The organism is Amycolatopsis sp. NPDC114505, assembly GCF_055633615.1.
Genome location: NZ_JBVKDV010000004.1, coordinates 113624 through 139438, shown reverse-complemented (window position 1 = coordinate 139438; position 25815 = coordinate 113624). Strand labels below are relative to the sequence as shown.

General features: G+C 70.1%; 26 protein-coding genes and 1 tRNA gene. 16 read left to right on the top strand and 11 right to left on the bottom strand.

Going from position 1 to position 25815, the window contains the following annotated elements; genetic code table 11:
• Positions 1 to 135 precede the first annotated feature (135 nt).
• The 9 genes from ACZ7OU_RS38850 to ACZ7OU_RS38810 all read left to right on the top strand — a co-directional run bounded on the left by ACZ7OU_RS38850 (position 136) and on the right by ACZ7OU_RS38810 (position 9042).
• Positions 136 to 849: a GntR family transcriptional regulator gene (locus tag ACZ7OU_RS38850; RefSeq protein WP_470259137.1), complete on the top strand. Its 714-nt coding sequence runs from the start codon at positions 136 to 138 to the stop codon at positions 847 to 849.
• Positions 850 to 989: 140 nt separating this feature from the next.
• Entirely contained in the window at positions 990 to 2306 is a 1317-nt protein-coding gene (locus ACZ7OU_RS38845; protein WP_470246357.1) for an MFS transporter, read from the top strand.
• Positions 2307 to 2322: 16 nt separating this feature from the next.
• Positions 2323 to 3480, top strand: coding sequence for an amidohydrolase family protein (locus tag ACZ7OU_RS38840; protein WP_470259136.1), 1158 nt, complete (start codon positions 2323 to 2325; stop codon positions 3478 to 3480).
• On the top strand, positions 3477 to 4694 hold the full coding sequence (locus ACZ7OU_RS38835) for an alpha-hydroxy acid oxidase (protein WP_470259135.1): 1218 nt from the start codon (positions 3477 to 3479) through the stop codon (positions 4692 to 4694). The genes ACZ7OU_RS38840 and ACZ7OU_RS38835 overlap by 4 nt, the downstream gene beginning before the upstream one ends.
• Positions 4691 to 5188, top strand: a complete 498-nt coding sequence (locus ACZ7OU_RS38830) for a Rieske (2Fe-2S) protein (RefSeq protein WP_470259134.1) — start codon at positions 4691 to 4693, stop codon at positions 5186 to 5188. The genes ACZ7OU_RS38835 and ACZ7OU_RS38830 overlap by 4 nt, the downstream gene beginning before the upstream one ends.
• Complete coding sequence (locus ACZ7OU_RS38825; RefSeq protein ID WP_470259133.1) at positions 5185 to 6288, top strand: amidohydrolase family protein; 1104 nt, start codon at positions 5185 to 5187, stop codon at positions 6286 to 6288. Before ACZ7OU_RS38830 ends, ACZ7OU_RS38825 begins: the two co-directional genes overlap by 4 nt.
• The gene (locus tag ACZ7OU_RS38820) at positions 6285 to 7073 is read left to right on the top strand and encodes an HpcH/HpaI aldolase family protein (protein ID WP_470259132.1); all 789 of its coding nucleotides are present in this window, start codon (positions 6285 to 6287) and stop codon (positions 7071 to 7073) included. Before ACZ7OU_RS38825 ends, ACZ7OU_RS38820 begins: the two co-directional genes overlap by 4 nt.
• Entirely contained in the window at positions 7070 to 8098 is a 1029-nt protein-coding gene (locus ACZ7OU_RS38815; RefSeq protein WP_470259131.1) for a phosphotriesterase family protein, read from the top strand. The genes ACZ7OU_RS38820 and ACZ7OU_RS38815 overlap by 4 nt, the downstream gene beginning before the upstream one ends.
• Positions 8095 to 9042, top strand: a complete 948-nt coding sequence (locus tag ACZ7OU_RS38810; RefSeq protein WP_470259130.1) for a PDR/VanB family oxidoreductase — start codon at positions 8095 to 8097, stop codon at positions 9040 to 9042. The genes ACZ7OU_RS38815 and ACZ7OU_RS38810 overlap by 4 nt, the downstream gene beginning before the upstream one ends.
• Here the strand turns inward: ACZ7OU_RS38810 and ACZ7OU_RS38805 are convergent, their stop codons facing one another.
• The 3 genes from ACZ7OU_RS38805 to ACZ7OU_RS38795 form a co-directional block, all read right to left on the bottom strand.
• Positions 9043 to 9984, bottom strand: a complete 942-nt coding sequence (locus tag ACZ7OU_RS38805; RefSeq protein ID WP_470259129.1) for an HD domain-containing protein — start codon at positions 9982 to 9984, stop codon at positions 9043 to 9045.
• The gene (locus tag ACZ7OU_RS38800; RefSeq protein WP_470246366.1) at positions 9981 to 10292 is read right to left on the bottom strand and encodes a PadR family transcriptional regulator; all 312 of its coding nucleotides are present in this window, start codon (positions 10290 to 10292) and stop codon (positions 9981 to 9983) included. The genes ACZ7OU_RS38805 and ACZ7OU_RS38800 overlap by 4 nt, the downstream gene beginning before the upstream one ends.
• A 68-nt stretch (positions 10293 to 10360) precedes the next feature.
• Positions 10361 to 10750 (bottom strand): hypothetical protein, encoded by a 390-nt coding sequence (locus tag ACZ7OU_RS38795; protein WP_470259128.1) that lies wholly within the window; start codon positions 10748 to 10750, stop codon positions 10361 to 10363.
• 240 nt (positions 10751 to 10990) lie between these two features.
• Here ACZ7OU_RS38795 and ACZ7OU_RS38790 point away from each other — a divergent pair, with 240 nt between their 5' ends.
• From ACZ7OU_RS38790 to ACZ7OU_RS38780, 3 genes are all read left to right on the top strand, one after another.
• Positions 10991 to 12214: a cytochrome P450 gene (locus tag ACZ7OU_RS38790; protein ID WP_470259127.1), complete on the top strand. Its 1224-nt coding sequence runs from the start codon at positions 10991 to 10993 to the stop codon at positions 12212 to 12214.
• Positions 12211 to 12876, top strand: coding sequence for a TetR/AcrR family transcriptional regulator (locus ACZ7OU_RS38785; RefSeq protein WP_470259126.1), 666 nt, complete (start codon positions 12211 to 12213; stop codon positions 12874 to 12876). Before ACZ7OU_RS38790 ends, ACZ7OU_RS38785 begins: the two co-directional genes overlap by 4 nt.
• Before the next feature lie 501 nt (positions 12877 to 13377).
• Positions 13378 to 13773 (top strand): DUF6069 family protein, encoded by a 396-nt coding sequence (locus tag ACZ7OU_RS38780; RefSeq protein WP_470259125.1) that lies wholly within the window; start codon positions 13378 to 13380, stop codon positions 13771 to 13773.
• Positions 13774 to 13917: 144 nt separating this feature from the next.
• Here ACZ7OU_RS38780 and ACZ7OU_RS38775 read toward each other — a convergent pair.
• Positions 13918 to 13991: transfer RNA gene (locus tag ACZ7OU_RS38775), tRNA-Leu, on the bottom strand.
• A gap of 172 nt (positions 13992 to 14163) precedes the next feature.
• On the opposite strand from ACZ7OU_RS38775, the gene ACZ7OU_RS38770 reads away from it, so the two are divergent.
• Both ACZ7OU_RS38770 and ACZ7OU_RS38765 read left to right on the top strand, forming a co-directional pair.
• Complete coding sequence (locus ACZ7OU_RS38770; protein WP_155546120.1) at positions 14164 to 14778, top strand: ANTAR domain-containing response regulator; 615 nt, start codon at positions 14164 to 14166, stop codon at positions 14776 to 14778.
• Between the two features lie 33 nt (positions 14779 to 14811).
• Positions 14812 to 15336 carry a DUF4352 domain-containing protein gene (locus tag ACZ7OU_RS38765; RefSeq protein ID WP_470259124.1) on the top strand — a complete coding sequence of 175 codons (525 nt, stop codon included), beginning with the start codon at positions 14812 to 14814 and terminating at the stop codon, positions 15334 to 15336.
• Positions 15337 to 15378: 42 nt separating this feature from the next.
• On the opposite strand, the gene ACZ7OU_RS38760 is transcribed toward ACZ7OU_RS38765, so the two are convergent.
• From ACZ7OU_RS38760 to ACZ7OU_RS38740, 5 genes are all read right to left on the bottom strand, one after another.
• The gene (locus ACZ7OU_RS38760) at positions 15379 to 16092 is read right to left on the bottom strand and encodes an ABC transporter ATP-binding protein (protein ID WP_470246372.1); all 714 of its coding nucleotides are present in this window, start codon (positions 16090 to 16092) and stop codon (positions 15379 to 15381) included.
• The gene (locus ACZ7OU_RS38755; protein ID WP_470246373.1) at positions 16082 to 16855 is read right to left on the bottom strand and encodes an ABC transporter ATP-binding protein; all 774 of its coding nucleotides are present in this window, start codon (positions 16853 to 16855) and stop codon (positions 16082 to 16084) included. The genes ACZ7OU_RS38760 and ACZ7OU_RS38755 overlap by 11 nt, the downstream gene beginning before the upstream one ends.
• A complete protein-coding gene (locus ACZ7OU_RS38750) occupies positions 16852 to 17979 on the bottom strand; it encodes a branched-chain amino acid ABC transporter permease (RefSeq protein ID WP_470259123.1) in 1128 nt (375 codons plus the stop codon). The genes ACZ7OU_RS38755 and ACZ7OU_RS38750 overlap by 4 nt, the downstream gene beginning before the upstream one ends.
• Positions 17976 to 18947 (bottom strand): branched-chain amino acid ABC transporter permease, encoded by a 972-nt coding sequence (locus tag ACZ7OU_RS38745; RefSeq protein ID WP_155546125.1) that lies wholly within the window; start codon positions 18945 to 18947, stop codon positions 17976 to 17978. Before ACZ7OU_RS38745 ends, ACZ7OU_RS38750 begins: the two co-directional genes overlap by 4 nt.
• A gap of 112 nt (positions 18948 to 19059) precedes the next feature.
• Entirely contained in the window at positions 19060 to 20214 is a 1155-nt protein-coding gene (locus ACZ7OU_RS38740) for a branched-chain amino acid ABC transporter substrate-binding protein (protein ID WP_470246375.1), read from the bottom strand.
• Between the two features lie 550 nt (positions 20215 to 20764).
• Here ACZ7OU_RS38740 and ACZ7OU_RS38735 point away from each other — a divergent pair.
• Positions 20765 to 21535, top strand: coding sequence for an alpha/beta hydrolase family protein (locus ACZ7OU_RS38735; RefSeq protein WP_470259122.1), 771 nt, complete (start codon positions 20765 to 20767; stop codon positions 21533 to 21535).
• On the opposite strand, the gene ACZ7OU_RS38730 is transcribed toward ACZ7OU_RS38735, so the two are convergent.
• A complete protein-coding gene (locus tag ACZ7OU_RS38730) occupies positions 21501 to 22472 on the bottom strand; it encodes a LysR family transcriptional regulator (RefSeq protein ID WP_470259121.1) in 972 nt (323 codons plus the stop codon). The genes ACZ7OU_RS38735 and ACZ7OU_RS38730 overlap by 35 nt on opposite strands.
• A gap of 4 nt (positions 22473 to 22476) precedes the next feature.
• A complete protein-coding gene (locus tag ACZ7OU_RS38725) occupies positions 22477 to 22917 on the bottom strand; it encodes a PaaI family thioesterase (RefSeq protein ID WP_020646636.1) in 441 nt (146 codons plus the stop codon).
• Between the two features lie 62 nt (positions 22918 to 22979).
• Between ACZ7OU_RS38725 and polA the strand changes: the two genes are divergently transcribed.
• The gene (gene polA, locus ACZ7OU_RS38720; protein ID WP_470259120.1) at positions 22980 to 25721 is read left to right on the top strand and encodes a DNA polymerase I; all 2742 of its coding nucleotides are present in this window, start codon (positions 22980 to 22982) and stop codon (positions 25719 to 25721) included.
• The last annotated feature ends 94 nt before the right edge of the window (positions 25722 to 25815 follow it).

The window sequence follows — 25815 nt, the reverse complement described above, 5'->3', positions numbered from 1 at the left end:
AAGGGTTTCCATCGGCGCTGACGGCTTGTGGACAAGGTACAACGCGTGGTGCAGACCAGTGAACGGGTCGGTTCGGCTGCGGAGCGTCGCCGCACCTCGGCTGACGGTCATCGGGTGGCCCGGTACGATCGGTGCGTGGGCCGGACGGGGAAGGAGCAGCTGCGCGGCAACGTCGCGAGCGCGATCCGTGACCAGATCATGGCGCGGACCGTGCAGCCGGGCGAGCCGTTGCGGCTGGGTCAGCTGGCGGAGCTGCTCGGAGTCAGCGTGACGCCCGTCCGTGAGGCCCTGTTGCTGCTGAGCCAGGATGGCTGGGTGACGCACGAGCCGAACCGCGGCTTCCGGGTGTCGGCCGTGCGGCGCAAGGACGTCGAAGACACGTACCTGATGTGGGGCACGGCCGAGGGCGAGCTCGCCGCGCGGGCCGCCACGCGGGCGACTTCCCGGGACGTCGACGAGCTGCGCCGGCTCGACGACCGGATCCGCACCGCGGACCCGTCCGACGGGCACCTGGCCACCTCGCTGAACGCGAAGCTGCACCACTACGTCTCGGTGATCGCCGACGCGCCCAAGCTGGAGTGGTTCGCCGAAGCGGCGAGCAGGCTCGTCCCCTTGCAGTTCCCGGAGAACTTCCACGTCGTGCCGGGCTGGTCCGACGTCAACCGCACCCAGCACACCCCGCTGATCGACGCCATCGCGGCCGGCGACGTCGACCGGGCGCGCACGCTGGCCAAGGACCACTTCACGGGTACGGGCGACCTGCTCATGAAGTGGCTGGACTCGCTCGACTTCTGGAGCGAGCCCGACACACCACGCGATCACGGGGGCCCGGGCCGGCTCGCCGGCTGACCTCGTTTCCCGCCGCTACCTGCGCAAACCTCTCGTCGAGATCCGCTATGGACAACTGTCGGCACAAAACGTATATTCTTGGCTCAGAGAATATACGTTTTGCAGGCACCTGCTCCTGCTCCCCACCACGGAGGTCAACGGTGACCGACTCACAGACTGCCGCTCGCGGCGCCGGCGTCACCCCGAGATCCAGCCGGCGGATGCGGAACCGGGTGCTCGTGTCGAGCTTCATCGGGTCCGTCATCGAGTGGTACGACTTCTACCTCTTCGGCATCGCCTCGGCGGCGGTGTTCAACAAGCTGTTCTTCCCCGGCGCCAGTGCCACGGCCGGCACGCTCGCCGCCTTCGCCACCCTCGCCGCGGGCTTCATCGCCCGGCCGGTGGGCGGCGTCATCTGGGGCCACTTCGGCGATCGCGTCGGGCGCAAGGGCATGCTCGTGCTGTCGATCCTCCTCATGGGACTCTCGACGGTCGTCGTGGGCCTCCTGCCCACCTTCGCCACCATCGGCATCGCCGCGCCGATCCTGCTCGTGGTCATGCGCCTGATCCAGGGCGTCTCCGCGGGCGGTGAGTGGGGCGGCGCCGTGCTCATGTCCATGGAGCACGCGCCGAAGCGCCGCGGGCTGTCCAGCTCGGTCGCGCAAATGGGGCTGTACGGCGGAATCCTGCTCGCCAACGGCGTCTTCGCGCTGACGTCCGCGCTGACCGGGGACGCCTTCCTGTCCTGGGGCTGGCGCATCCCGTTCCTCATCTCGGCGGTGCTGGTCGTGATCGGCCTGTGGATCCGGCTCGGCGTCGAGGAAAGCCCCATCTTCAAGGAAGCCCGTGAGAAGGCGCAGCGCGCGGAACCGGCGAAGCTGCCGATCGTCGAGGTGCTGCGTCGCCCCAAGAACCTGCTGCTGTCGGTCTTCCTGGTGCTCGGCGCGTTCGCGGCCAGCGCGGTGTACGGCACGTGGATCGTCAGCTACGGCATCACCGCGGGCTTCCCCCGCGCGGACATCCTCAACGCCGTGCTCGTCTCCGCCGCCATCGGCCTGGTCTTCCAGCCGGTCTTCGCCTACCTGTCCGACCTCTGGGGCCGCCGCGTCGTCGTCGGGGTCGGGGCGGTGCTGCAGGCGCTCAGCATCCCGGTGATGTTCGCGCTCATGGCCGGCGGCGGCGTGGGGGAGATGTACCTGGGCATCTCGCTCGCCGCGTTCACCCACGCCATCGTCTACAGCCCGCTCGGCGCGTGGCTGGGCGAGCTGTTCCCGACGACCCAGCGCTACACCGGCGCGTCGCTCGGCTACCAGATCGCCGGCACCATCGGCGGCGGCTTCACCCCGCTGATCTGCGCGTCGCTGCTCGCGGGCTCGGGCGGCAGCACCGCCGGCATCTCCCTGTTCATGGGCGCGACCTGCCTGCTCACGGTGATCGCGGTGTTCTTCGCCCGCGAGACCAGCAAGATCGCGCTGTAACCCCGGAGGAAAGACCATGACCCTCACCGACGAGCGTCCGGCCGGGACCCCGGCCGGGGAGAAGCTCGGCATCATCGACACCGACTTCCACCCGATGCCGCTCCCGACCGACCCGCAGGTCGCCGAGCACCTGCCGCGGAAGTGGAAGGACTACATCGCCCGCTACGGGCTCGGCAGCTTCGGCGGCGGGATCGCGCCGTCCCAGCGGGAGTTCACCCACCGGCTGGACGCGATCGACGAGCAGGGCCGCGTCGGCGTCGACCCGCACCTGGCGGTCGAGCAGGTGGTGGACAAGTTCGACATGTCCGCGGTGGTGCTGACCTGCCCGCAGACCTACATCATCACGCACGGCGGCGCGAACATGCCCCACGAGTGCGCGTTCGCGATCTACCGCGCCTACAACGACGCCCTGGCGCACACCTGGGCGGGCGCCGACGACCGGTTCAAGGCCAGCATCACGCTGCCCCGCGACCTGGCGGGCGCCGCGGACGAGATCGTGCGCTGCAAGGAGGGCCCGAACGGCGACTCCTACGTCCAGGTGCTGATGTCCCCGGCCGGGCAGGACCCGCTCGGCAAGCAACGGTACTGGCCGATCTTCGAGGCGTGCGAGCACTACGACATCCCGCTGGCCTTCCACGTGCCGGGCATGGGCCGTCAGCCGACCGGCGCCGGGCGGCAGAACTTCTACGCCGAGATGCACGCGGCGTTCGCGGTGCTGCCGATCTCGATGGTGTCCAGCCTGGTCTTCGAGGGCGTCTTCGAGCGCTTCCCGAAGCTCAAGATCGCGCTCCTGGAGCTGGGCTGGGACTGGGCCGCACCCTACGCGTGGCGGCTCGACGCGACGTACGGGAAGCTGCGCGACGAGCTGCCGCACCTGACGCGCAAGCCGTCGGACTACCTGCGCGAGCACTTCTGGTTCTCGACCCAGCCGATCGAAGAGCCGGAAGATCCGAAGTGGACACCGGCGGTGTACGAGATGTTCGAGGAGACCGGCTTCGCGGACCGGCTGATGTTCTCCTCCGACTACCCGCACTGGGACTTCGACTCGCCGTACGAGTCGGTGCCGCAGTCGTTCCCGCTGGAGCGGCGCCGCCGGATCCTCGGCGCGAACGCGAGCGCGCTGTACAAGATCCCGCTGCGCACCGGCCACGGCATCCCGGCGGCCGGCGCATGACCGTCGTGGAGAACGCCCGCCGCAAGCGCGCGGCCCGGCTGCTCGACGCCGCGGACGCCCAGCGGGCCGCGGCGCGGGCATTGCCCCGCGGCATCCGGGAGTACGTCGACGGCGGCTCCGAGGGCGAAGTGACGTTGCGGCGCAACGCGCAGGCGTTCCAGGACGTCGCGTTCGCGCCGCGGATGGCCACCTGGGTCGACGAGCCGGACCTGTCGACGAAGGTGCTCGGCTCGCCGATCGACCTGCCGGTGCTCACCGCCCCGTGCGGCGGGATGCGTCTCGTGCACCCGGACGGCGACCTCGGCCTCGCGACCGGAGCGGCCCGCGCGGGCACGATCCACGTCGCCTCGTCGGCCGCCGGGTACACCCTGGAAGAGATCGCCGAGGTCGAGGGCCCGCAGTGGTTCCAGCTCTACCGCTTCTCCTCGCAGGCCACCATGGAGAACCTGGTGGGCCGCGCGCGGGCGGCGGGGTACTCGGCACTGGTGGCCACTGTGGACACGGCTGTGTCGGGATTCCGGCCCCGGGACTACAAGAACGGTTTCAGCTACTCGATGCGGGTCAACGCCCGCAACGCCGTGAAGCTCGCGCCCCAGCTGCTGCCGAAGCCGGCGTGGCTGACCCGGTACCTGCTCGACGGGCTGCCGTTCGAGATCCCGAACACCGCCGAGGTCACCGTCGACGGCAAGCCGATGGTGCTCACCGAGATGACCAAGGGCGGCGCGGGCTCCCACTCGCCGACGTGGACCGACCTCGACTGGCTGCGCGCGCACTGGCACGGCCCGTTGGTGGTCAAGGGGATCATCACGCCCGAGGACGCGGTGCGCGCGGTCGACGCCGGGGCCGACGCGGTGATCGTGTCCAACCACGGCGGCCGCCAGCTCGACGGCTCACCGGCCACGCTCACCGCACTGCCGCGGATCGTCGACGCCGTCGGCGACCGCGCGGAGGTGCTGTGCGACAGCGGGATCCGCCGCGGCAGCGACGTCCTGAAAGCGCTCTCCCTCGGCGCCCGCGCGGTGCTGGTCGGCCGGCTCCCCGCGTGGGGACTGGCGGCGGCGGGCACCGCGGGCGTCGAGCGGGTGCTGGAGATCCTGCGCGCCGAGATGGTCCGCACGATGCGGCTGATGGGCTGCCGAGCCGTCACCGACCTGGACCCGACCTGGCTGGACGCCGCCACCGTCCCCGGCCCGCGAACGAAGGAGGCACGGTGACGACCTCACCCACCCGCCCGGCCCGCACGACCCGTTTCGTGGTCGGCCGCGTCGATGAGATCCCGCCGGGACAGCGCCGGATCGTGGAGGCGAACGGCCGCGAGATCGGCGTGTTCAACATCGGCGGCAAGTTCTACGCGATGCTCAACCGCTGCCCGCACCTCGGCGCGCCGCTCTGCGAAGGCGGCGTCGTCAACCAGATCGACTCGCCGGTGCCGGGTGACGTCAGCCTCGACACCGGCCGGACGTTCGTCACGTGCCCGTACCACAACTGGGAGTTCGACGTCGAAACCGGCCAGTCCTACTGGAACCCCCGGCTGCGGGCCCGGCCGTTCGCCGTCGCGCTCGAAGGCGCCGACGAGGTGAAGGCCGCGCTCGAATCCGGCGAGCTGGGCCGCATTCCCGGCCCTTACACCGCCGAGACCGTCGACGTGACGGTCGAGTCCGACTACGTCGTGCTGTCCCTGCGGCCGGCCCGAGGAGGAAAGTCATGAGCGCTCCGCTGCTCCGGGAGTCCACAAGGGACGCACTGTGGACCGGCCCCGTCGTCGACTGCGACGTCCACGCCACCCCGCCGTCGCTCGAAGCGCTGTTCCCCTACACGGACCCGGTATGGGTGCAGGGCGCGCGGGAGCGCGGCTGGAAGGGCCCGAACGGCCAGGCGCTGGCATACCCGCCGAACGCGCCCACCACGGCACGCGACGAGTGGCGGCCCGAAGGTCGCCCACCCGCGTCCCAAGTGGAGGATCTGCAACGGCACGTGCTCGACCCGTGGCGGACGGACGCGGCGATCGTCAACACCGCGTACGGCGTCGATTCCCTGCGTCACCCGGACTGGGCGGCCGCCCTCGCGCGGGCCGTGAACGACTGGCTGATCGCCGAATGGCTCGACCGCGACCCGCGGCTCGTCGGCTCGATGGTGATCCCGGCGCGTGACCCCGCCGCGGCCGCCGCCGAGATCGAGCGCGTCGGCTCGCACCCGCGGATCGTGCAGGTCACCATGCCCGTCCGGTCGGAAAGGCTGTACGGGCAACGGGTTTTCTGGCCGATCTACGAAGCCATGACTCGTCACGACCTGGTGATGGGCCTGAGCTGGGGCGGCACGTCGGAGGACGCGCCGTCGCCCACCGGCTACGCCTCCTGGTACGCCGAGGAGTACGCGGCGGAGATCCAGGTCTACGGCGCGCAGCTGACCAGCATGATCTACGAGGGAATCTTCCAGAAGTTCCCCGGCATGCGCGTGACCATGCTGGAAAGCGGGTTCGCGTGGGTGCCCACGTGGAGCTGGAGCATCAACAAGAAGTGGAAGGGCCTGCGCCGCGAGATCCCCTGGGTCGACCGCCTGCCGACCGACATCATCCGCGACCACTTCCGGTTCTCCATCGCCCCGGCCGACCTCGGCCCGGCCCCGCACGCGCGTCGGATCATCGAGTGGCTCGGGTCCGAAGACATCCTGCTGTTCGCCACCGACTACCCGCACCTGCACACCGACGACCTGGCCGCCGTCCTCGACGTCATGCCGGAGTCCATGCGCCCCAAGGTGATGCACGAGTCCGCGCGTCACTGGTACCGGCTCGACAAGGCGCTCGGATGAGCTACGCCGCCGTCACCGAGGCCCACCCCAACCGGCTCCGGGCGCTCCTGGAATCCGGCGGGACGGCCGTCGGCCTGGCCTGCCACACCGGCGATCCGCACGTCGCGGAGACCCTGGCGATGGCCGGGTTCGACTACCTCTACCTCGACCAGCAGCACAGCGTCGGCGGACTGGCCAGCCCGGTGGAGATGCTGCGGGCCACGGCCCGCACCGGCACCACCGCGCTGGTCCGGGTCGCGGCCAACGACCCGGTGCTCATCGGCTGGGCCCTCGACGCCGGCGCCGAGGGCGTCATCGTGCCCAACGTCGAATCCGCCGAAGAAGCCGCCCGCGCCGTCGCGGCCACGCACTACCCACCGCTCGGCGGGCGCAGCTGGGGGCCGACCCGGTCGGCCTTCGGCCTCGGCTCCGATCCGGCGACGGTCAACGGCCAGGTGCTGTGCCTGGTGATGATCGAAACCGCGGAAGGCGTCGCGCGGGCGAAGGAAATCACCGCGGTGCCCGGGGTGCACGGGGTGTACGTCGGGCCGGGCGACCTCGCGGTCAGCCTCGGCCTGGACCCCGTGACCGGGCCCGAAGAAGAACGGCACCGTGCCGCCGTCGCGGAGATCCGCCGAGCGTGCGCGACCGCGGGGATCGCGGCCGGCATCACCGGCGACCCGGTCACCGAGGCAGGCCGGGGCTTCCGGATGGTCACGGCGGGCTCGGACGCGGCTTTCCTCAAGGCGGGCCTCGCCGCCGCCCGCGTCCGCCGTGCCGCACTCACGAACCAAGGAGCGAAATGAGCACCGTCAACACCCTGCGTGGCCCGATCGACAGCTCGAAGATCGGCACCGCGCTGATGCACGAGCACATCATGGCCCGCAACCCGGAACTCGAGCGGAACATCGTGCACCCCGAGTACGACGAAGCCGCGATCTTCGAGCGGGCGCGCAAAAGCCTGACCTCGCTGCACGAGGACAAGGGCATCGACACGTTCGTCGACCTCACCGTGCTCGGCCTCGGCCGCGACGTCCCGACCGTGCAACGGCTCGCCGAGAACGTGCCGCTCAACATCGTCGTCGCCACCGGCTACTACACGGCCAAGGACCTGCCGACCTACTTCCACACGCACGGCCCGGACGGCCTCGTCGGCCGGACCCTCGGCGGCCCCGACGTGCTGGAGACGCTGTTCCTCGACGACCTCACGAAGGGCATCCCGCGCACGGACGGCGTCAAGGCCGGCATCATCAAGATCGTCACCGACGAGCACGGCATCACCCCCGACCTCGACCGCGTCTACCGCGCCGCCGCCCGCGCCCAGGCCGAGACCGGCGTGCCGATCTCGACCCACACCAACGTCCACTTCGCGAACGGCCGCGACCAGCAGAAGTGGTTCAAGGCCAACGGCGTCGACCTCGAACGCACCGTCATCGGCCACAGCGGCGACTCCACCGACCTCGACTACCTCAAGGAGCTGATGGACAACGGCTCCTTCATCGGCATGGACCGCTTCGGCATGGAGTTCGTGCTCGACGACGAGTCCCGCGTCGACACCCTGGCGAAGCTGATCGCGCAGGGCTACGCGGACCGGATCACGATCTCCCACGACGCCGGGTTCTTCTCGATCAACACGCCGCCGTCGTGGCGCGCGAAGCACACGCCGAACTGGCACCACCACCGCATCTCCGACTACGTGCTGCCGAAGCTGCGCGAGCGCGGGGTCACCGAGGACCAGATCACGCAGATCATGGTCGTCAACCCGGTCCAGGTGCTCACCGGGGACGCCGAGGCCACGAAGGCCGTGGCGGCGAAGGCGGGGATCTCGTGACGGAACCGGACGTGACCGCGGTCGTCGCCGCGATCGAGGCCGAGGCGGACGGGATCGTCTCGCTGCGCCTGGAACCCGCGGCGGGCGAGAAGATGCCCGCGTGGGAACCGGGCGCGCACGTCGACCTCGTCCTCGCACCCGGTCTGGAGCGGCAGTACTCGCTCTGCGGCGACCCGGCCGACCTGTCGCACTGGCGGGTCGGCGTCCTGCGCGAGCCCGAAAGCCGCGGCGGGTCGTCGTACGTCCACGAGACCCTCGCCGTCGGCGATCGGGTGACGTGTCGCGGGCCCCGCAACAACTTCGCCCTGGCCGAGGCGGCCGAGTACCTGTTCGTCGCGGGCGGGATCGGGATCACGCCGATCCTGCCGATGATCGCCGCGTGTGAGGCCGCGGACCGGCCGTGGCGGCTGTTCTACGGCGGGCGCCGGACGTCGTCCATGGCGTTCCGCGCCGAGCTGGCGCGCTACGGCGACAAGGTCACCCCCTGGCCGCAGGACACGCACGGACTCCTCGAGCTCGCCACGATCCTGGGCACCCCGGGCCCCGGCACGGCGGTTTACTGCTGCGGACCCGGGGTGCTCCTCGACGCGGTCGAGGAGCGGTGCGCGTCCTGGCCGGCGGGCGCGCTGCACGTCGAACGCTTCCGCCCGAAGGAAGGCGCGCTCGACGGCGTGAACGCGGCGTTCGAGGTCGAGCTGGACGCGTCGGGCATCACGCTGACCGTCGGCGCCGACCAGACCCTGGCCGAGGCGATCGAGGCGGCGGGGGTCGACCTTCCGACGTCGTGCCGCGAAGGCACGTGCGGCACCTGCGAGACGTTCGTCCTCGAGGGCGAGCCGGACCACCGCGATTCCTACCTCAGCGCGCAGGAGCGGGCATCCGGTGAGGTCATGATGCCGTGCTGTTCCCGGTCCCGGTCGGCTCGCCTCGTCCTCGACCTCTGATCAGCCGGAGTTCCGCCAGCTTTCGATGAGTTCCCGCAGCCGCTGTGCGGGTTTGTCGCTGGTGGCGAAGAGTACGGCGGTGGCCAGGGCGAGACAGCCGAGGATCGCCGCGAGGAAGATCCAGGCCATCGTGGGGCTGATGGCGACCGACGCCCAGGTCCCGCCCAGCGTCGCCGAAATCATCAGTTTCCCGACGGTCGCGGTGCGGCGGCGGGTGCCGGACGAGGAGCGGAGCACCGAGGCGAACCGGGGCATGCCGATCACCAGCCCGGCCACGAACCGCATCCTGGACCGTTTCGTCGGCAGGGTGGCGAGTTCGGCGGTCCACTCGGCCAGCCACCGCGTGCGGACCGTGCGCGGCAGCAGGACGGCTGTCGTCTGGAGCAACGCCGGCCCGAGTGCGCTTTGGCCGCCACGCAGGACCTGCGAGGCCAGATCGGAGAGCTCGGCGCCGAGATCCGGCATGCCGAGACGGTTCGCCAGCGGGACGAGGGTCCGGAGGGTCTCGTCGGACTTGGTCCGTTGCGCGTCCGGGGCCACGAACCGGATCGTGCGCATGTTGTGCAGCCGGTCGGCGAGCTTGAGGAGCAGGACGTCACGATCCGCGCCGGCGAGATCGGCGGCGGTGAGCTCGGCCAGAGCGGTCACGCGCGCGGCGATGCAGCGTCCGAAGTCCGCTTGCAGCTGCTCGGCCGTATAAGAGGTGTCCTCGACGACGTCGTGCAGCAGCGCCGCGCAGACGGTGTCCGGCCGGGCACCCTGGCGCGCGACGATCGTGGCGACCTCGATCGGGTGGTGGATGTAGGGATCACCGCTGCGCCGCAGCTGCCCGCGGTGCAGGCACTCGGCGGCCCGATAGGCGCGCACGACGCGCCGGACGTCGTCTTCGTCCCAATCCGCCGGCGCCGCGGCGAGCACCGGGGCGAGCCTGTCCTCCGTCATGACGACTGCCCTCCCAGGATCGGCTTGCCCCACACCAGCCGGTTCTTCGTCCGCGCCAACGCGTGGCCCGCCTGGGCCGTGCCACTGGTGGTGAGCCGGTAGAGCCGCCGGCGAGGCCGTCCGGACGGTTCGTGCAGCGCGGGGTCTTCCCAGGTGCTTTCGACCCAGCCGACGTGCTCCAGCCGCGCCAGGATCGGATAGATCGTCCCGGAGGCGAGTCCGAGGAGTTCGCAGAGTTCGAGGCCGTAGCGCTCCTGCTGAGGATTCTCGAGCAGCGCCCGCAGGACGAGCTGCGTCTGAAGCGTCATCCTCACCATATGTCGTACTCTACATAGCCGGTGACCTGCTGGAACAGCGGCCAAACGAGGGAAAACACTCAGGAGCGGTACCACGGCTGCGCCTTGAGCCACGTCAGGTACTCGTCGAAGATCGCCGCGGTTCCGCCTGTCGCGGCCCGCCGCTCGAGGAACTCGTCGAGCAGGACGAAGAGCAAATCGACCGAGCGCTGCCGCCCCTCGCCCGCGGCTTCGTCGTGCCAGCCCGAGGTGCGACCGGGAAAGGCCAGGTACAGCACGAGAGACGTCCAGGTCAGGTTGGTCCCGGTACCGACCCGCGGCACGAGTGATTCGGTGAAGCCGGTGAGCAGCTGCCCGTCGTTGCCCGCGTCGACGCCGAGGAGGAACGTGCAGTAGTCGCGATAGCTGCCGTCCAGCCCGTAGAGCTGCGGGCGCCGGTGGATCTCGGCGAACAGTTTCCGGTAGTCCACAGTGGAGGGTCCTTGTCCGTTTCGCGGATCAGTCGTGCAGACTGCCGCCGCCGTCGATGGACCAAGTCTGCCCGTTGACCCACTCGGTGTCGTCGCTGAGTCGGCCGGACTGCGGTTGCCCGCGAGCCCGCGATGTCGATGTCCCCGACGACGCGTGCGCCTTCTTCGGCGAGCCTCCAAACCGGTCGAGATTAAGGCAGGTGTCTTGATTAAGTCAAACGACTTACCTAGGCTGCTGATATGCCCGACAACGGAGCACTGCCGCCCTACCCGTTTCCCAACCCCAGTGCGCTGGAGCCGCCGCCGGAGTGGGAGCGGCTGCGTGCGCGGTGCCCGGTGGCGCGCATCGAGCTGGCCAGCGGCGACGAGGCGTTGCTGCTGACCCGCTACGACGACGTCCGGGAGATGCTGTCCGACCCGCGGTTCACCCGTCAGCTCGACGCCGCCGACGCGTCCCGGGTCTCCGACAGCGACGACGGCGGGGTGTTCAGCCGGCCCTCGTCGTCGGCCGGCGGCGACGCGGACGAGCCGGAGGCGTCGATGCTCGGCGGTCCCGGGCACCGGCGCTGGCGGCGGCTGGTCGGGAAAGCGTTCACCGTCAAGCGGGTGCAGGCGTTGCGCCCGGGCATGGTGGAACTGGCCGAGCAGCTGGTCACGGACCTGGTCGAGGCCGGCGCGCCCGCCGACATCGGCCCCACGCTGGGATTTCCGCTGCCGGTGTTCGTGATCTGCGACCTGCTCGGAGTGCCCCGCGACGACCGCGGCCGGTTCGCGCACTGGTCGGACACGATGCTCAACCTGACCCGGTTCACCCAGGACGAGATCGACCGGTCGGGCCGCGAGTTCTACCAGTACATGACGGATTTGGTCGCTGCCAAGCGATCCCGGCCCGGTGACGACCTGCTGAGCGACCTCGCCGCCGACATGAGCGCGACCGAGCTGGTCATGACCGGGCAGGGCCTCCTCATCGCCGGCCACGAAACCACGGCCAACATGATCGGCAAGATGGTCGCGATGCTGCTGGCGGACCGCGAGCACCGCTGGGAGCGGCTGCTGGCCGACCCGTCGCTGGTGCCCTCCGCCGTCGAGGAAGCGCTGCGGTTCGACGCCAACCCCGGGTTCGGGATGCCGCGCTACGTCTCGGAAGAGACCGTGGTCGGGGGCACCACCCTGCCGCGCGGCACGACCGTCGTGTGCAGCATGGCGTCGGGCAACCGCGACACCGCCGCGTTCGAGGGCGCGGACGACATGGATCTCGCCCGCCGGCCCAACGCGCACCTGGCTTTCGGCGTCGGCCCGCATTCGTGCGTCGGCCAGCAGCTCGCGCGCGTGGAGCTGCAGACCGTGCTCGAAGTGCTGCTGCGCCGCCTGCCCACCCTGGAGCTCGTCGGGGACGCCGCGGACCTGCGTGCCCGGCAAGGGCTGATCGTCGGCGGGATCGACCGGGTCCTGGTGCGGTGGTGACGGCGCCGCGGCCGCAGAGCGGCGGGCGCTCGGCGGCCACCCGGGCCCGCCTGCTGGCGACGGCGGAGCGGCTGATCGCCGAGGACGGCGTCGCCCAGGTGTCGAGCCGCCGGCTGGCCCAGGAAGCCGGGCAGGCCAACAACTCCGCGGTCGCTTACCACGTCGGCACGATGGAGGAGGTGATCCTCGCCGTGCTGCGCGAGCACGGCGAGGCGATGGACCGCATCCGGGCCACGATGGTGGACGAGGCGGCGGGCTCGCCGCGGCTGCGCGACCACGTGGCCGCACTCGTGCTGCCCACGACCCTGCACCTAGCGGAGCTCGGCGTCCCCAGTTACTACGCCCGTTTCGCCGCACACGTCGTCAGCGACCCGGTCCTGCGCGGGCGGGCGTTGTCGGTCACGACGTCGACACCGGTGATGCACCGGGCCCTGCTGGCGGTGGCCGCCCACGCCGGCGATCCCACCGACCCCGCGATCCTGACCCGCTCGACGATGGCCCGGCACGCGATCGTCCACACCTGCGCCGAGCGCGAAGCCGAGCTGGCCGAGGCGGGGGACCGCTCGGGAATCCCCGGCTGGGCCGAGACGGGCGACATCCTGGTCGACGGGATCACGGCCCTGCTGACCACGCCACAGCGGACCCGCTCGGACGCCCGCTAGCCGGTAGCCCACAGATCGGGGCCGAACACCTCGACGTGGACGTTTTCGCCGGGAACTCCGTGCTCGACCAGCGTGGCGCGGTTGCACCACGCCAGACGGCAGCAACTTCTGATGCCCCAGAGCGGGCACGCGGTGAAAGTGCAGCCAGAACCTCAGCAGCGCGCTCCGCCGGCCTTGGTGTCAGTGCCACCCTTCGGTCACCGCCTCCAACGCCAAACCCAGCCGGGCTCGAAGCAGCGCCGTGGTCCGGGTGCTGTTATCCGGAGCCTCCGCTCGTCCATCAGCCCTTCGGCATGACCGGACTAGCCGGTAAGGGTGGCCGCCCGTTCGAGCCGGGCCGGGCCCGGGGAACTCACGCCTCGACGGGAGGTGTCGGGGTCCCCGCGCCGACGGCGGAAACTTCCCAACATTTTTCGCAGGCGATGTCGGATGGCGTCTTCCCGGTTCGTAGTCACGGTGAGAGACCGGCTACCGAGCCGGTCGCCTGCCCTGGAGGTCCCGTTGTCCGTCACCACCACCGCTCCCGTGAAGTCCCTGGTCACCACCGGTCTGACGGCTGTCGCTGGAGCCACTGTCGCCACGTCGGCCATCGCCGCGGCCGCACACATCGCCGGTCTCGACGCCGAAGTCGCCGGCGCGGTGATCCCCGCCTCCGGGTTCGCCGTGCTGACCGCCTTGTTCTCCGCTCTCGGCCTGGTGCTCGCCCTGGCGCTGGCCCGCTGGGTGCGTCACCCCCGAGTGGCGTTCATCCGCGCCACGGTCACGCTCACGGCGTTGTCGCTGGTCCCGGACGTGCTCGCGGACGCCTCGGCGGCCACGAAGGTGCTGCTGATGGTGGCCCACCTGGCCGCAGCGGCGATCGTGATCCCGGCCGTGGCTCGTCGTCTGTCCGCCTGATCCGGAAAAGAGCTGACCACGTAGTCCACTGTGGATACAGAACGGCTGAATGCCACCGGCGGCATCGGCTGGGTCGAGGAACCGCTCGACCCAGCCGAGGCGGTGCAGAATTGTGCCTGCGAGCCGCTGACCTGCGAAAAGGAGTGCCCCCGGTGAGATTCGAACTCACACTGGACGGGTTTTGAATCCGTTGCCTCTGCCAGTTGGGCTACGGGGGCGCGACGCTGCAACCCTACGGGATCACCGAGTCCGGCGAGCTACCGGGGCGGGAGTGTCGCGCCCGCCACTACGTGGTGAACGCCATCTCTTCTTCTGGATCGTTCCCGGTAGGCTTCAGGTTCGCGGGAAGCCGCGAAACCACCGTCCCGCCGAGTCTTCAGGAGGACCCCGGTGACCGATCAGGCTACCGAGGCCAACGGTGCCGCCACCGTGCCGCAGCGTCGGGTACTCGTCGCCGAAGACGAGGCGCTCATCCGGCTGGACCTCGTCGAAATGTTGCGTGAAGAGGGCTATGAGGTCGTCGGGGAGGCCGGGGATGGGGAGCAGGCCATCTCGCTCGCCACCGATCTCAAGCCCGACCTCGTGATCCTCGACGTCAAGATGCCCAAGCTGGACGGGATCGAGGCCGCGGCCAAGATCACCGGTGACCGGATCGCGCCCGTCGTCATCCTCACCGCCTTCAGCCAGCGGGACCTCGTCGAACGGGCGCGGGACGCCGGCACCATGGCCTACCTCGTCAAGCCCTTCGCCAAGCGGGACCTCGTGCCCGCCATCGAGCTCGCCGTCAGCCGGTTCTCCGAGCTGCAGGCCCTCGAGGCCGAGGTTGCCGGGCTCACCGACCGGCTCGAGACGCGGAAGGTCATCGACCGCGCCAAGGGCCTGCTCATGAGCCGCCAGGGCCTCACCGAACCCGACGCCTTCCGCTGGATCCAGCGCACCGCCATGGACCGCCGGACCACCATGAAGGCCGTCGCCGAGGCCGTCGTCGAAAGCATCGGAACCTAGCCGGACCGGCGGCCGGCGGGCAGAATCACGAGCGTGAAACTGCTGCCGGCCGTCGTCGCCCTTCTGCTGCTGACAGGGTGCGAAGCGGCCCCCAGCACGCCCGCGCCGACGACCACCTACGAGCTGCCGCCGCGGCCGGTCCGGCCCGACGAGACCGCCCTCAAGGTGCCGCCCGCGAAGAACGGCGACACCGAGTTCACCCTGATCGGCCTGGCCGCCGGCCTGCCCAGCATCACCGGCAGTCACGCCGAAATGCTCCCCAAGGGTCAGTACGTCCGGTTGCGGCTCGTCGTGACCAACACCGGGACCTCGAGCGTCCTGTTCGACCCGAAACGGCAGCTGCTCGTCGACGACCAGGGCGCCCCGCACCCGCCGGACGAGCAGGCCATGCTGATCAAGCGCCAGCCCGCCCAGTTCGACCTCGGGCACAGCGTGCGCGTCGAGTTCGACCTCTACTGGGACCTCCCCAAGGACCGGAAACCGGTCGCGCTCAGGGCGTTCGGCGGCCCCACCATCACCGACATGAAGAACGTCAACGGCACCGACATCAAGCTGTGAAAAGGGGCCCGGCACGAATGCCGGGCCCCTCACTAAAGAAACTCAGACGCCGAGGTCGCCACCGAGGTAGGCGGCCCGCACCTTGGGGTCGTTCAGCAGCTCGGCCCCGGGCGCGCTCTGGACCACGCGGCCAGTCTCGAGCACGTACGCCCGGTCCGACAGCTTGAGCGCCTGCTGGGCGTTCTGCTCCACCAGCAGCACCGTCGTCCCGCGCTTGTTGATCTCGCGGATGATGTCGAAGATCTGCGCGATCAGCATCGGCGCCAGGCCCATCGACGGCTCGTCGAGCAGCAGCACCTTCGGCTTCGTCATCAGCGCCCGGCCGATGGCGATCATCTGCTGCTCGCCGCCGGACATGGTGCCGCCGAACTGGTTCTTCCGCTCCGCGAGCCGCGGGAACAGCTCGAAGACCTCGTCGAGGTCGGCCTGGAGGTCGTCCTTGCGGGTGTAGGCACCCATCAGGAGGTTCTCCTGCACCGTCATGCCGGGGAACACGCCCCGGCCTTCCGGCGACTGGCCGATCCCGAGCAGCACGCGCTTGTGCCCCGGGGTCTTCGAGATGTCCTGGCCGTTGAACAGGATCCGGCCGCTGGTGAGCGGCCGCAGCCCGGAGATCGTCTTGAGCGTCGTGGTCTTGCCGGCGCCGTTGGCCCCGATGAGGGAGACGATCTCACCCTCGCCGACCTGGATGCTCATGCCCTTCAGGGCCGCGATCTTGCCGTAGTGGACGTTGATGTCCTCGACCTCAAGAAGCATCTTCGGACACCCCCAGATACGCCTCGATCACCTTCTGGTTGTTCTGCACCTCGTGCGGCAGCCCTTCTGCGATCTTCTGGCCGAAGTCGAGCACCGCCAGCCGGTCGCTGATGTGCATGACCAGGCCCATGTCGTGCTCGATCAGCAGCACGGTGCGGCCGTCGTCCCGGATCTTGCGGATCAGCGCCTGCAGCGAGTTCTTCTCCGCCGGGTTCATGCCCGCCGCCGGTTCGTCGAGCAGGAGCAGCTTCGGGTCCGTGGCGAGGGCTCGCGCGATCTCCAGCCGGCGCTGGTCGCCGTAGGAGAGGTTCTTCGCGACGTTGTGCTCGACCCGGCCGATGCCGACGAAGTCGAGCAGCTCCCGGGCCCGTTCACGGCCCTGCTTCTCTTCCTTGCGGTGCCACGGCAGGCCGAGCGTCGCGCCGATCGCGCCCGTCTTGTGGTGCGCGTCGACGCCCACCATGACGTTCTCCAGCGCCGACATGTTGTGGAACAGCCGGATGTTCTGGAACGTCCGGGCGATGCCGCGCTTGGTGACCTTGAACCGCTTCATGCCGTCGATGCGGTCGCCGTCGAAACGGACTTCGCCCTCGGTCGGCTGGTAGACGCCGGTGACCACGTTGAACACCGTGGTCTTGCCCGCGCCGTTCGGCCCGATCAGGGCGAAGATCTCGCCCTCGTTGATCGTGAGGTTGACCTCGCGCAACGCCGTGACGCCGCCGAAGCGCATCGTCACGTTGTCGAATTCGAGCAGCGCGCTCACTTCGTCACCTCCGCCGAAGCCTCGGAGTCGGGGCCGGCCACTTCCGCGCCCATGGCGCCCATGCCGCCGGTTCCTTCCCGTAGTTCGGCCTTGCGCTGCCGCGACGGCAGCAGGCCTTCCGGCCGCAGCGCCATCATCAGCACCAGCACGGCACCGAAGATGAGGACGCGGTAGTCGTTGAACTGGCGGAAGCGCTCCGGCAGCCACGCGATCACGAACGCCCCGAGGATGACGCCCGGGAGGTTGCCGGACCCGCCCAGCACGACCGCGGCCAGGATGGTCGCGGACAGGATGAACGGGAAGTTGTTCGGCTCGATGAACACGGCCTTGCTCGCGTAGATCGTGCCGGCGAACCCGCCGATCATGGCGCCGATGGCGAAGGCGAGGAGCTTGAACTTGAACGTCGGCACGCCCATCAGCTCGGCCGCGTCCTCGTCCTCGCGGATCGCCGCCCACGCCCGCCCGACCCGGCTCTTGGTGAGCCGCACCGAGAAGACGATGACGAGCGCGATCGCGAACACCATCAGGTAGTAGTACGGCGCGGGGTCGAGGAAGAACTCCATGCCGAACAGCGGCTCGGGGTGCGGGACGTTCGTGATGCCGCGCGCGCCGCCGATGCCGTCGGTGTTGTTCGCCGTGATCCGGACGATCTCACCGAAGCCCAGAGTGACGATGGCCAGGTAGTCGCCGCGTAGCCGCAGTGTCGGTGCGCCGAGGATGACGCCCGACACCGAGGCCAGGAAGATGCCGATCAGCACCGTCGGCCAGAACGACCAGCCGTAGGTCGTGCCGATCGACGCCCACGTGTAGGCGCCGATCGCGAAGAACGCCACGTACCCGAGGTCGAGCATGCCCGCGTGGCCGACCACGATGTTGAGGCCGACGGCGAGCAGGATGTACGTGCCGACCGGGAAGATCAGGACGGTCGTCCAGTCCGAGTACGGCGACATGAACGAGCCGATCCACGGCGCGGGCAGGATCAGGACCAGGACGATCAGGGCGATGTAGACGCCGTAGCGCTGCCACACGGGCGCGTCGGCCCACCAGTCACGCATCCCGTCGACGGGATGGAAACCCTTGCGCGCCGGGGTTTCTTTGTTGTCAGCCACTCCGTCGCCTTTCATGCGCGTGCTCGCTGCAGGGATTCACCGAGGATGCCGGTGGGCCGGAGCATGAGCACGAGGACGAGAACCACGAACGCGGTGACGTCCTTCCACTCGGAGCCGAGGAAGATGGAGCTCCAGTTCTCGACCAGGCCCAGCACGATGCCGCCGAGGAGGGCGCCGCGCAGGTTGCCGATGCCGCCGAGGACGGCGGCGGTGAACGCCTTGATCCCGAGCAGGAAGCCCACCCGGTAGTCGGTGTTCTCGTACTCCATGACGTAGAGCGCCGCGGCGACACCGGCCATCGCCCCGCCGAGCAGGAACGTGATCCGGACGATGCGGTCGATGCTGACGCCCATGAGCACGGCGGCTTCGGGGTCCTGGGCGGTCGCCCGGATGCCGCGGCCGATGCGCGTGCGGCTGACCAGCTGGTCGAGCACGACCATCACGACCACGGCGGCGATGATGACGAAGACGTGGTCGGTGCGCACGACGCCGTTGCCGATGCGGAACAGCTCGTCGTGCGGCACGAACCGGGGCGCGTTCTGCTGGACCTTGCCCGCCTTGTCCGACAGCGCCGGGATGATCGCGAGGCCGAACAGCTCCTGCAGGAACAGCGAGGCGCCGATCGCGGAGATCAGGGCGGCGAGCCGGGTGGCGCCCTTCTTGCGCAGCGGCCGGTAGGCCAGCTGCTCCAGCACGATGGCCGAGCCGCCGGACGTGATCGCGGAGGCCACCGCGATCAGCAGGAGGATGCCGATCATCCCGAACACGCCCACGGTGATCGGGGCGGTTCCGCCGGCGATGGCGATGAGGATGAACAGGGACGTCATCGTCCCGATCATGAAGATTTCGGAGTGCGCGAAGTTGATGAGCCTCAGCACGCCGTAGACCATCGTGTAGCCGAGGGCGATGAGGGCGTAGATGGAGCCGGCTACCAGGCCGCCGATGGTGCTGCCCAGAAACTGGCTCTGCAGATCTTGGAACATGACGTAGTTGCCTTACCTGACGGGGCGAGGATGGTCGCCACATTGGCGGGGAGCGGGGGTGCTGTGTCCGAGCACAGCGCCCCCGCTCCCGTTAGGTGTTTCTACTGCTCCGTCAGCCGGTGATCTTGGCGGTGGTCGAGTCGCCGAGGTTCTTGATGACCCCGCCGACGACCTGGTAGACGTAGATCGCGTTCGTCTGCGGCTCGCCGTTCTCCTTGAACTTGACCTGCTTCGACGCGCCCTTGAAGTCTTCCGTCTTCAGGAAGTCGTTGATCTTCTCACCGGTGGTGTTGCCCGCCTTGACCGCGTTGATGATGGCGGTCGCCGCGTCGTAGCCCTCGGTGGCGTAGATCGCCGGGTCGACGTTGAACTTGGCCTTGTACTTGGTGGCGAACTCGTTCGTCGCGCCGGCGTCCGGGATGTTGCACGGGCAGCCGATGACGGCACCGTCGGCCGCCGCGGCACCCGCACCCGAGACCAGCTGCGGGTCGAGCGAACCGTCACCGGTGGCGAAGATGGCCTTCACGCCGCCGTCACGGAGCTGCTTGAGCAGCCGGCCGCCCTGGGCGTAGTAGCCACCGAAGGTGATGACGTCCGGGTTGGCGGCCTTGACCTTCTGCACGGTCGACGAGTAGTCCGACGCGTCCTTGGCGAACTTGTCGCGCTCGGTCGTGATGCCCTTGTCCTTGAAGGTCTTCTCGAACGCGTCCGCGAGGCCGACGCTGTACTCCTGGTCGTCCGAGAGGACGTACGCGTTCTTCGGCGACTTCGCCGTGATGAGGAAGTTCGCGATCGCGGGGCCCTGGTCGTTGTCGTTCGCGACGACGCGGTGCCAGTACTTCCAGCCGTTCGCGGCCAGGCCCGGGTTGGTCGCCGACGGCGACACGCTCGGGACCTTGCCCTGCTCGAGGACGCCGCCCACGGCCTTCGACTCACCCGAGAACGCGGGGCCGATCAGGGCCGTGATCTTGTCCGTCCCGATCGCGGTCTGCACCAGCGAGGTGGCCTGCTCCGGCTTGCCCTGGCTGTCGTAGTTCTTCAGCTCGAGCTTCACGCTGGGGTTCGTGGCGTTGTACTCGTCGATGGCGAGCTTGGCACCGTTGTTCGGGGGAATCACGATCCCGGAGTTCTCCCCGGTCAGGTCGCCCATGAACCCGATCTTCAGCGTGCTGCCGTCACCACTGTTGCTCGACGACCCGCCGCCGGCGCAGCCCGCCAGCGCGAGCGACGTCGCCGCTGCGAGGGCGAGAACCCGTCCAAAACGCACTCCTGACACCGACTACCTCCCATGACCAACCAGCCGCCGGTAGGCGTTGCCCCCGACACAGGGGCTAGGTTAGGGCAGGAAGATATCCCTCTCGCCCATCATGTGCACAGGCGGCCTCACTACTCTGTGTCCACATCGTGACGATCGCAACCGACACGAATTGCACGAAAAGGCGAACGACGTTTCGTTACGGCCTGCCGCTGGTCACGCAGCGATGCTAAGTATCGGGGCACGTTCTGCGAATGGGTGACAGCCGTGTTTCCACGGTATGTCATGGCCCATTTCGGCGGGCGGTGCGTGGCCGGTTTCCCGGCGATCCGGTGTTCACCCTGGCGGGGGTTCCGCGGAGCGGGCACCGCCGTAGGGATGCACCTTACGTCCGGTTCGGGCGGCCGAACGGACCAGCCCCCCGCTCACCGGGAAACCAGGTCTGCCCGAAGGGGCACCCGGCTGTGACAACCACCGGTTGTCGTGGCCGCCGGAACGGCTGTTGGACCCGCACCCCTCCCCGGCTGTTCGCTGGAGGCAGCCGAGAGACAGGGAGAGAAGGATGCGGGAAGTGGTCGAGGGTGTCGCGGCGGGCGTGCCGTTCGTGGCGCTGGCCCCGGCGGACCCGGACGCACCGGCGGCGCTGGTGGCCGGCTGGCACCTGATGGAGGTGCCCGCGAGCGAGCAGGCCTTCGCCGAGGCGGTGCCGATGGCCGGGCTGCAGGCGTGGCGGGTGTACTTCGGCCTGCCGCTGACCGGGGCCCGGCTGCCGGCGGGCGGGCCGGCGGAGCTGTTCCGGCTGGCGAGCGAGGACGCGGTGCTCAACGTCTTCGGGCCGGTCACCGAGCAGGCGGTGGCGGAGTTCCCGGCGGCACTGGCCGAGCTGCGGGACCGGCTCCCCGGCGCGGACGGCCCGCTCGGCGTCTTCGGCGGCTCGGCGGGCTCGCTGGTGGCCCTGGAGGTGCTCGCCCGCGGGGACGTCGCCGTCGAGGCCGCCGCGGTGGTCAGCCCGGTCGCGCAGCTCACGCCGGTGATCGGCCGCAACGAGCGGCTCTTCGACGTCACCTATCCCTGGACCCCGCGGTCCCGCGAGGTCGCCGGGCACTACGACTTCGTGCGCCGGGCCGGGGAGCTGACCGCGCCCCTGCTGCTGGTCGCCGGGGCGGACGACGACATCGCCGTGCGCGAGCCCGCGGCGGCGCTGCGCGACAAGCTGGGGACCGAGCTGGTCACGGTCGACGACATGGCGCACGAGTTCGCGCCGGGGACGCCGGAGGCCAAGCGCGTCGACGCGGCGTTCAGCGAGTGGTTCGCGCGGCGGCTGCGAGCTTGAGGTCGTCCTCCGGCAGCCAGGCGCGCTCCGGGTCGTAGGCGCACCAGTCCTCTTCACGGCTGGTGCGCCCGGCCAGGGCCAGGAGCCGCCGCAGCGCCGGGTGCGGCTTCCCGCGCCGCCAGACCAGCGACCACGGGAACAGCGGCGACGGCTCGAACGGCAGCACCTTGAGGTCGAGGTCGGGCGCGAGCTCCATGTCGGCGCCGGCGAGCGTGACGCGCCGCTTGCCGTACCGCGTCTGCTCGAGCGTGTGCCGCAGGTCGTAGCTGACGCCGGAGTCGTCGATCGGCACGTCGAACCGGGTGCACATCGCCTGCAGGTAGGACAGCCATTCGGCGGCTCCGCCGGACCCGGGTAGCCAGATGCCCTCGGCGCGCAGCTCGTCGAGCCGCAGCACGGCCTGCTGGGCCAGGGGGTGCTCCGGGGCGAGCAGCGCGACCAGCGGTTCGAGCCGGATCGGGCGGTGCTCCAGCTCGTCGGGCAGCGGCCGGCCGAAGCCGGTGACGCGGCCGATGGCGACGTCGAGCTCCCCGGTCAGCAGCGGCTCGACGGTGTGGGCGAACCCGCCGCCGGCGACCCGGTCGATCCGCAGCGCCGGCTCCCGCGCGGCGAGCCGGCGCAGCAGGAACATGGGGGAGAGCCGGAAGTCGACGACGTCGAGGCGCAGCGGCCGGTCGTCGGCGCCCATGGCGGCCACCGCCGCGTCGGCCACCCGCACCAGCTCGCGGGCGTGGGGGAGGAAGCGCTCGCCGTCGGCGGTCAGCTCGACCGACCGGTTGGTGCGCAGGAACAACGGCGTCGCCAGCGCCTCCTCGAGCTTCCGGATCCGCTTCGACAGCGCCTGCTGGGTGAGGAACAGCGACTGGGCCGCGCGCCCGAAGTGGCGCTGTTCCGCGGTGACGACGAACGCCCGGACCTGGGCCAGGTCGAGGTCCACCGGCTCAGGCGCCCGGCGGGCGGTCCCGGACGACGCAGGTGAGCCGCGCGGTGCAGGTGCGCCGGCCCTCGTCGTCGGTCAGCACGATCTCCGCGGTGATGGTGCCGCGCCCGACGTGCAGCGGCGTCGCGACGCCGGTGACGGTGCCCGAGCGGACCGCGCGGTGGTGCGTGCAGGACAGCTCCAGCCCCATCGCCGCGCGACCGGGGCCCGCGTTGAGCGCGGCGACCGTCGAGCCCAGCGCTTCGGCGAGCACGGCGTTGGCGCCGCCGTGCAGCAGGCCGTACGGCTGGAGGTTGCCCTCGACCGGGATGGTGCCGACCACGCGTTCGGCCGTCGCTTCGAGCAGCTTCATCCCGACTTTGTCGTTCAGCTGCTGGTCCGCAGCCGCCGGGTCGATGCCCGACAGCCGGTCCACGTCGATGGGGGCGGCACTTTCGGTCACGCAATGCTCCTGTTCCTATGCGACACGTAAGAGTGTCGGACCCTCAGCCTAGACTCGGCCCCGTGAGCCCGAGTGAGAAGACGACCGTTGCCAACGCCACAGGAACGACCACTGTCGCCGAGCGGCCGAAGCTGCTGCTGATCGACGGCCATTCGATGGCCTACCGGGCGTTCTTCGCCCTGCCCGCGGAAAACTTCAAGACCAAGACCGGGCAGGTCACGAACGCCGTCTTCGGGTTCACCTCGATGCTCATCAACCTCCTGCGAGACGAAGCGCCGACCCACCTCGCGGTGGCGTTCGACCTCTCGCGCAAGACCTTCCGCTCGGAGACCTTCGCGGACTACAAGGCGAACCGCAGCGCGACCCCGGATGAGTTCCGCGGCCAGGTCGACCTGGTCCGGGAAGTCCTCGACGTGCTCGGCATCCCGTCGCTGACGAAGGAGAACTTCGAAGCCGACGACATCATCGCCACGCTCACGACGCAGGCCGCGGCGGACGGCTTCGACGTCCTCATCTGTACCGGCGACCGCGACGCGCTGCAGCTGGTCACCGACCACGTCACCGTGCTGTACCCGAAGCGCGGCGTCTCGGAGATGACGCGGTTCACGCCGGACGCCGTCGAGGAGAAGTACGGGCTCACCCCGCGGCAGTACCCGGACTTCGCCGCGCTGCGCGGCGACCCTTCGGACAACCTGCCGAACATCCCCGGCGTCGGCGAGAAGACCGCGGCCAAGTGGATCAAGCAGTTCGGCTCGCTCGACGACCTGATCGACCGGGTCGACGAGGTCAAGGGCAAGGCCGGCGAGGCGCTGCGCGCGCACCTCAGCTCGGTCCAGCTGAACCGCCAGCTCACCGAGCTGATCCGCGACGTCGAGCTGGAGGTCGGCCCGTCCGGGCTGGAGCTGCGCCCGTGGGACCGCGAGGCCGTGCACGCGCTGTTCGACGAGCTGGAGTTCCGCGTCCTGCGCGACCGGCTGTTCGCGACGCTGCAGAGCGCCGAGCCGGAGGCAGACGAGGGCTTCGAGGTCTCGGGGTCCGCGCTCGCGCCGGGCGCGCTTCCGGCGTGGCTCGCCGCGCACGCGGGCGAGGGCGAGCCGGTGGCGCTGTCCTTCCGCGCCGTGGGCACGTCGGTCCGGGCCGACCTGCGCGCGGTCGCCTTCGCGTCGGCCGACGGCGAAGGCGCGTACGTCGACGTCACGGCGATGGACCAGGCCGACGACTCGGCGCTCGCCGCGTGGTTCGCCGACCCGAAGATCCGCAAGACCGGCCACGACCTCAAGGCGCCGCTGCACGCGATCCGCTCCCGCGGCTGGACGCTGGCCGGGCTCGCCATGGACACCGCGCTGGCCGCGTACCTCGTGCGGCCCGGGCAGCGCACGTTCGAGCTCGACGACCTCGCGCTGCGGTACCTGCACCGCGAGCTGCGCTCGGAGACCGACGGCGGCGACGGCCAGCTGTCCCTGCTAGACGGCGGCGCGGAGGGCCTGGAGCAGAAGGAGATCGACGAGGAGCTGGTCAAGGCCCGCGCGATCTTCGAGCTGGCCGGCGCGCTCGAGAAGGAGCTCGACGAGATCGGCGGCGCCCGGCTGCTCGCCGAGCTGGAGCTGCCGCTGCTGGAGGTCATCACCGAGCTGGAGATCGCCGGCGTCGCCGTCGACCTCGAGCAGCTGACCACGCTGGAGGCGCACTATCTCTCGCGCGTCACGCAGGCGGCCGAAGAGGCGTACGCGGTGATCGGCAAGCAGATCAACCTCGGCTCGCCGAAGCAGCTGCAGGTCGTGCTGTTCGACGAGCTCGGCATGCCGAAGACCAAGCGCACCAAGACCGGCTACACCACCGACGCCGAGGCGCTGCAGGGCCTGTTCGAGAAGACCGAGCACCCCTTCCTGCAGCATATGCTGGAGCACCGGGACGCGACGAAGCTGCGCACGACCGTCGAGGGCCTGATCAAGTCCGTCGCCGACGACGGCCGCATCCACACCACGCTGCTGCAGACCATCGCGGCCACCGGGCGGCTGTCCTCGACCGAGCCGAACCTGCAGAACATCCCGGTCCGCACCGAGGAAGGCCGCCGCATCCGCGACGCGTTCGTCGTCGGCGAGGGCTTCACCGAGCTGATGACCGCGGACTACAGCCAGATCGAAATGCGGATCATGGCGCACCTGTCGCAGGACGAGGGCCTCATCGAGGCGTTCAACTCCGGCGAGGACCTGCACACGTTCGTCGCGTCGCGCGCGTTCTCGATGCCGCCGGAGGAGATCACGCCGGAGCTGCGCTACCGCGTCAAGGCGATGTCGTACGGCCTCGCGTACGGGCTGTCGGCGTACGGGCTTTCGCAGCAGCTGCGGATTTCGACCGAGGACGCCAAGTCCCAGATGGAGGCGTACTTCGACCGCTTCGGCGGGGTGCGCGACTACCTCCACTCGGTCGTCGGCGTCGCGGCGAAGAACGGGTACACCGAGACGGTCTTCGGCCGCCGCCGCTACCTGCCGGACCTCAACAGCGACAACCGCCAGCGCCGCGAGATGGCCGAGCGGATGGCGCTGAACGCCCCGATCCAGGGCAGCGCGGCCGACATCATCAAGGTCGCGATGCTCAACGTCCACCGCGCGCTGGTCGAGGCGAAGCTGAAGAGCCGGATCCTGCTGCAGGTCCACGACGAACTGGTGCTCGAGGTCGCCGACGGCGAGCGGGACGAGCTGGAGAAGCTGGTGCGCCACGGCATGGGGTCGGCCTACGATCTGGCCGTGCCGCTGGAGGTCTCGGTCGGCTACGGCCGGTCCTGGAACGACGCCGCGCACTGAGTTCACTCTGCGTCGCGACCCGGATCACCGGGTCGTGGCGCGGGTGTACTCGGGCGGACGTCGTGGAACGCCGCCGGTCGCGGCGAAGCTGTCG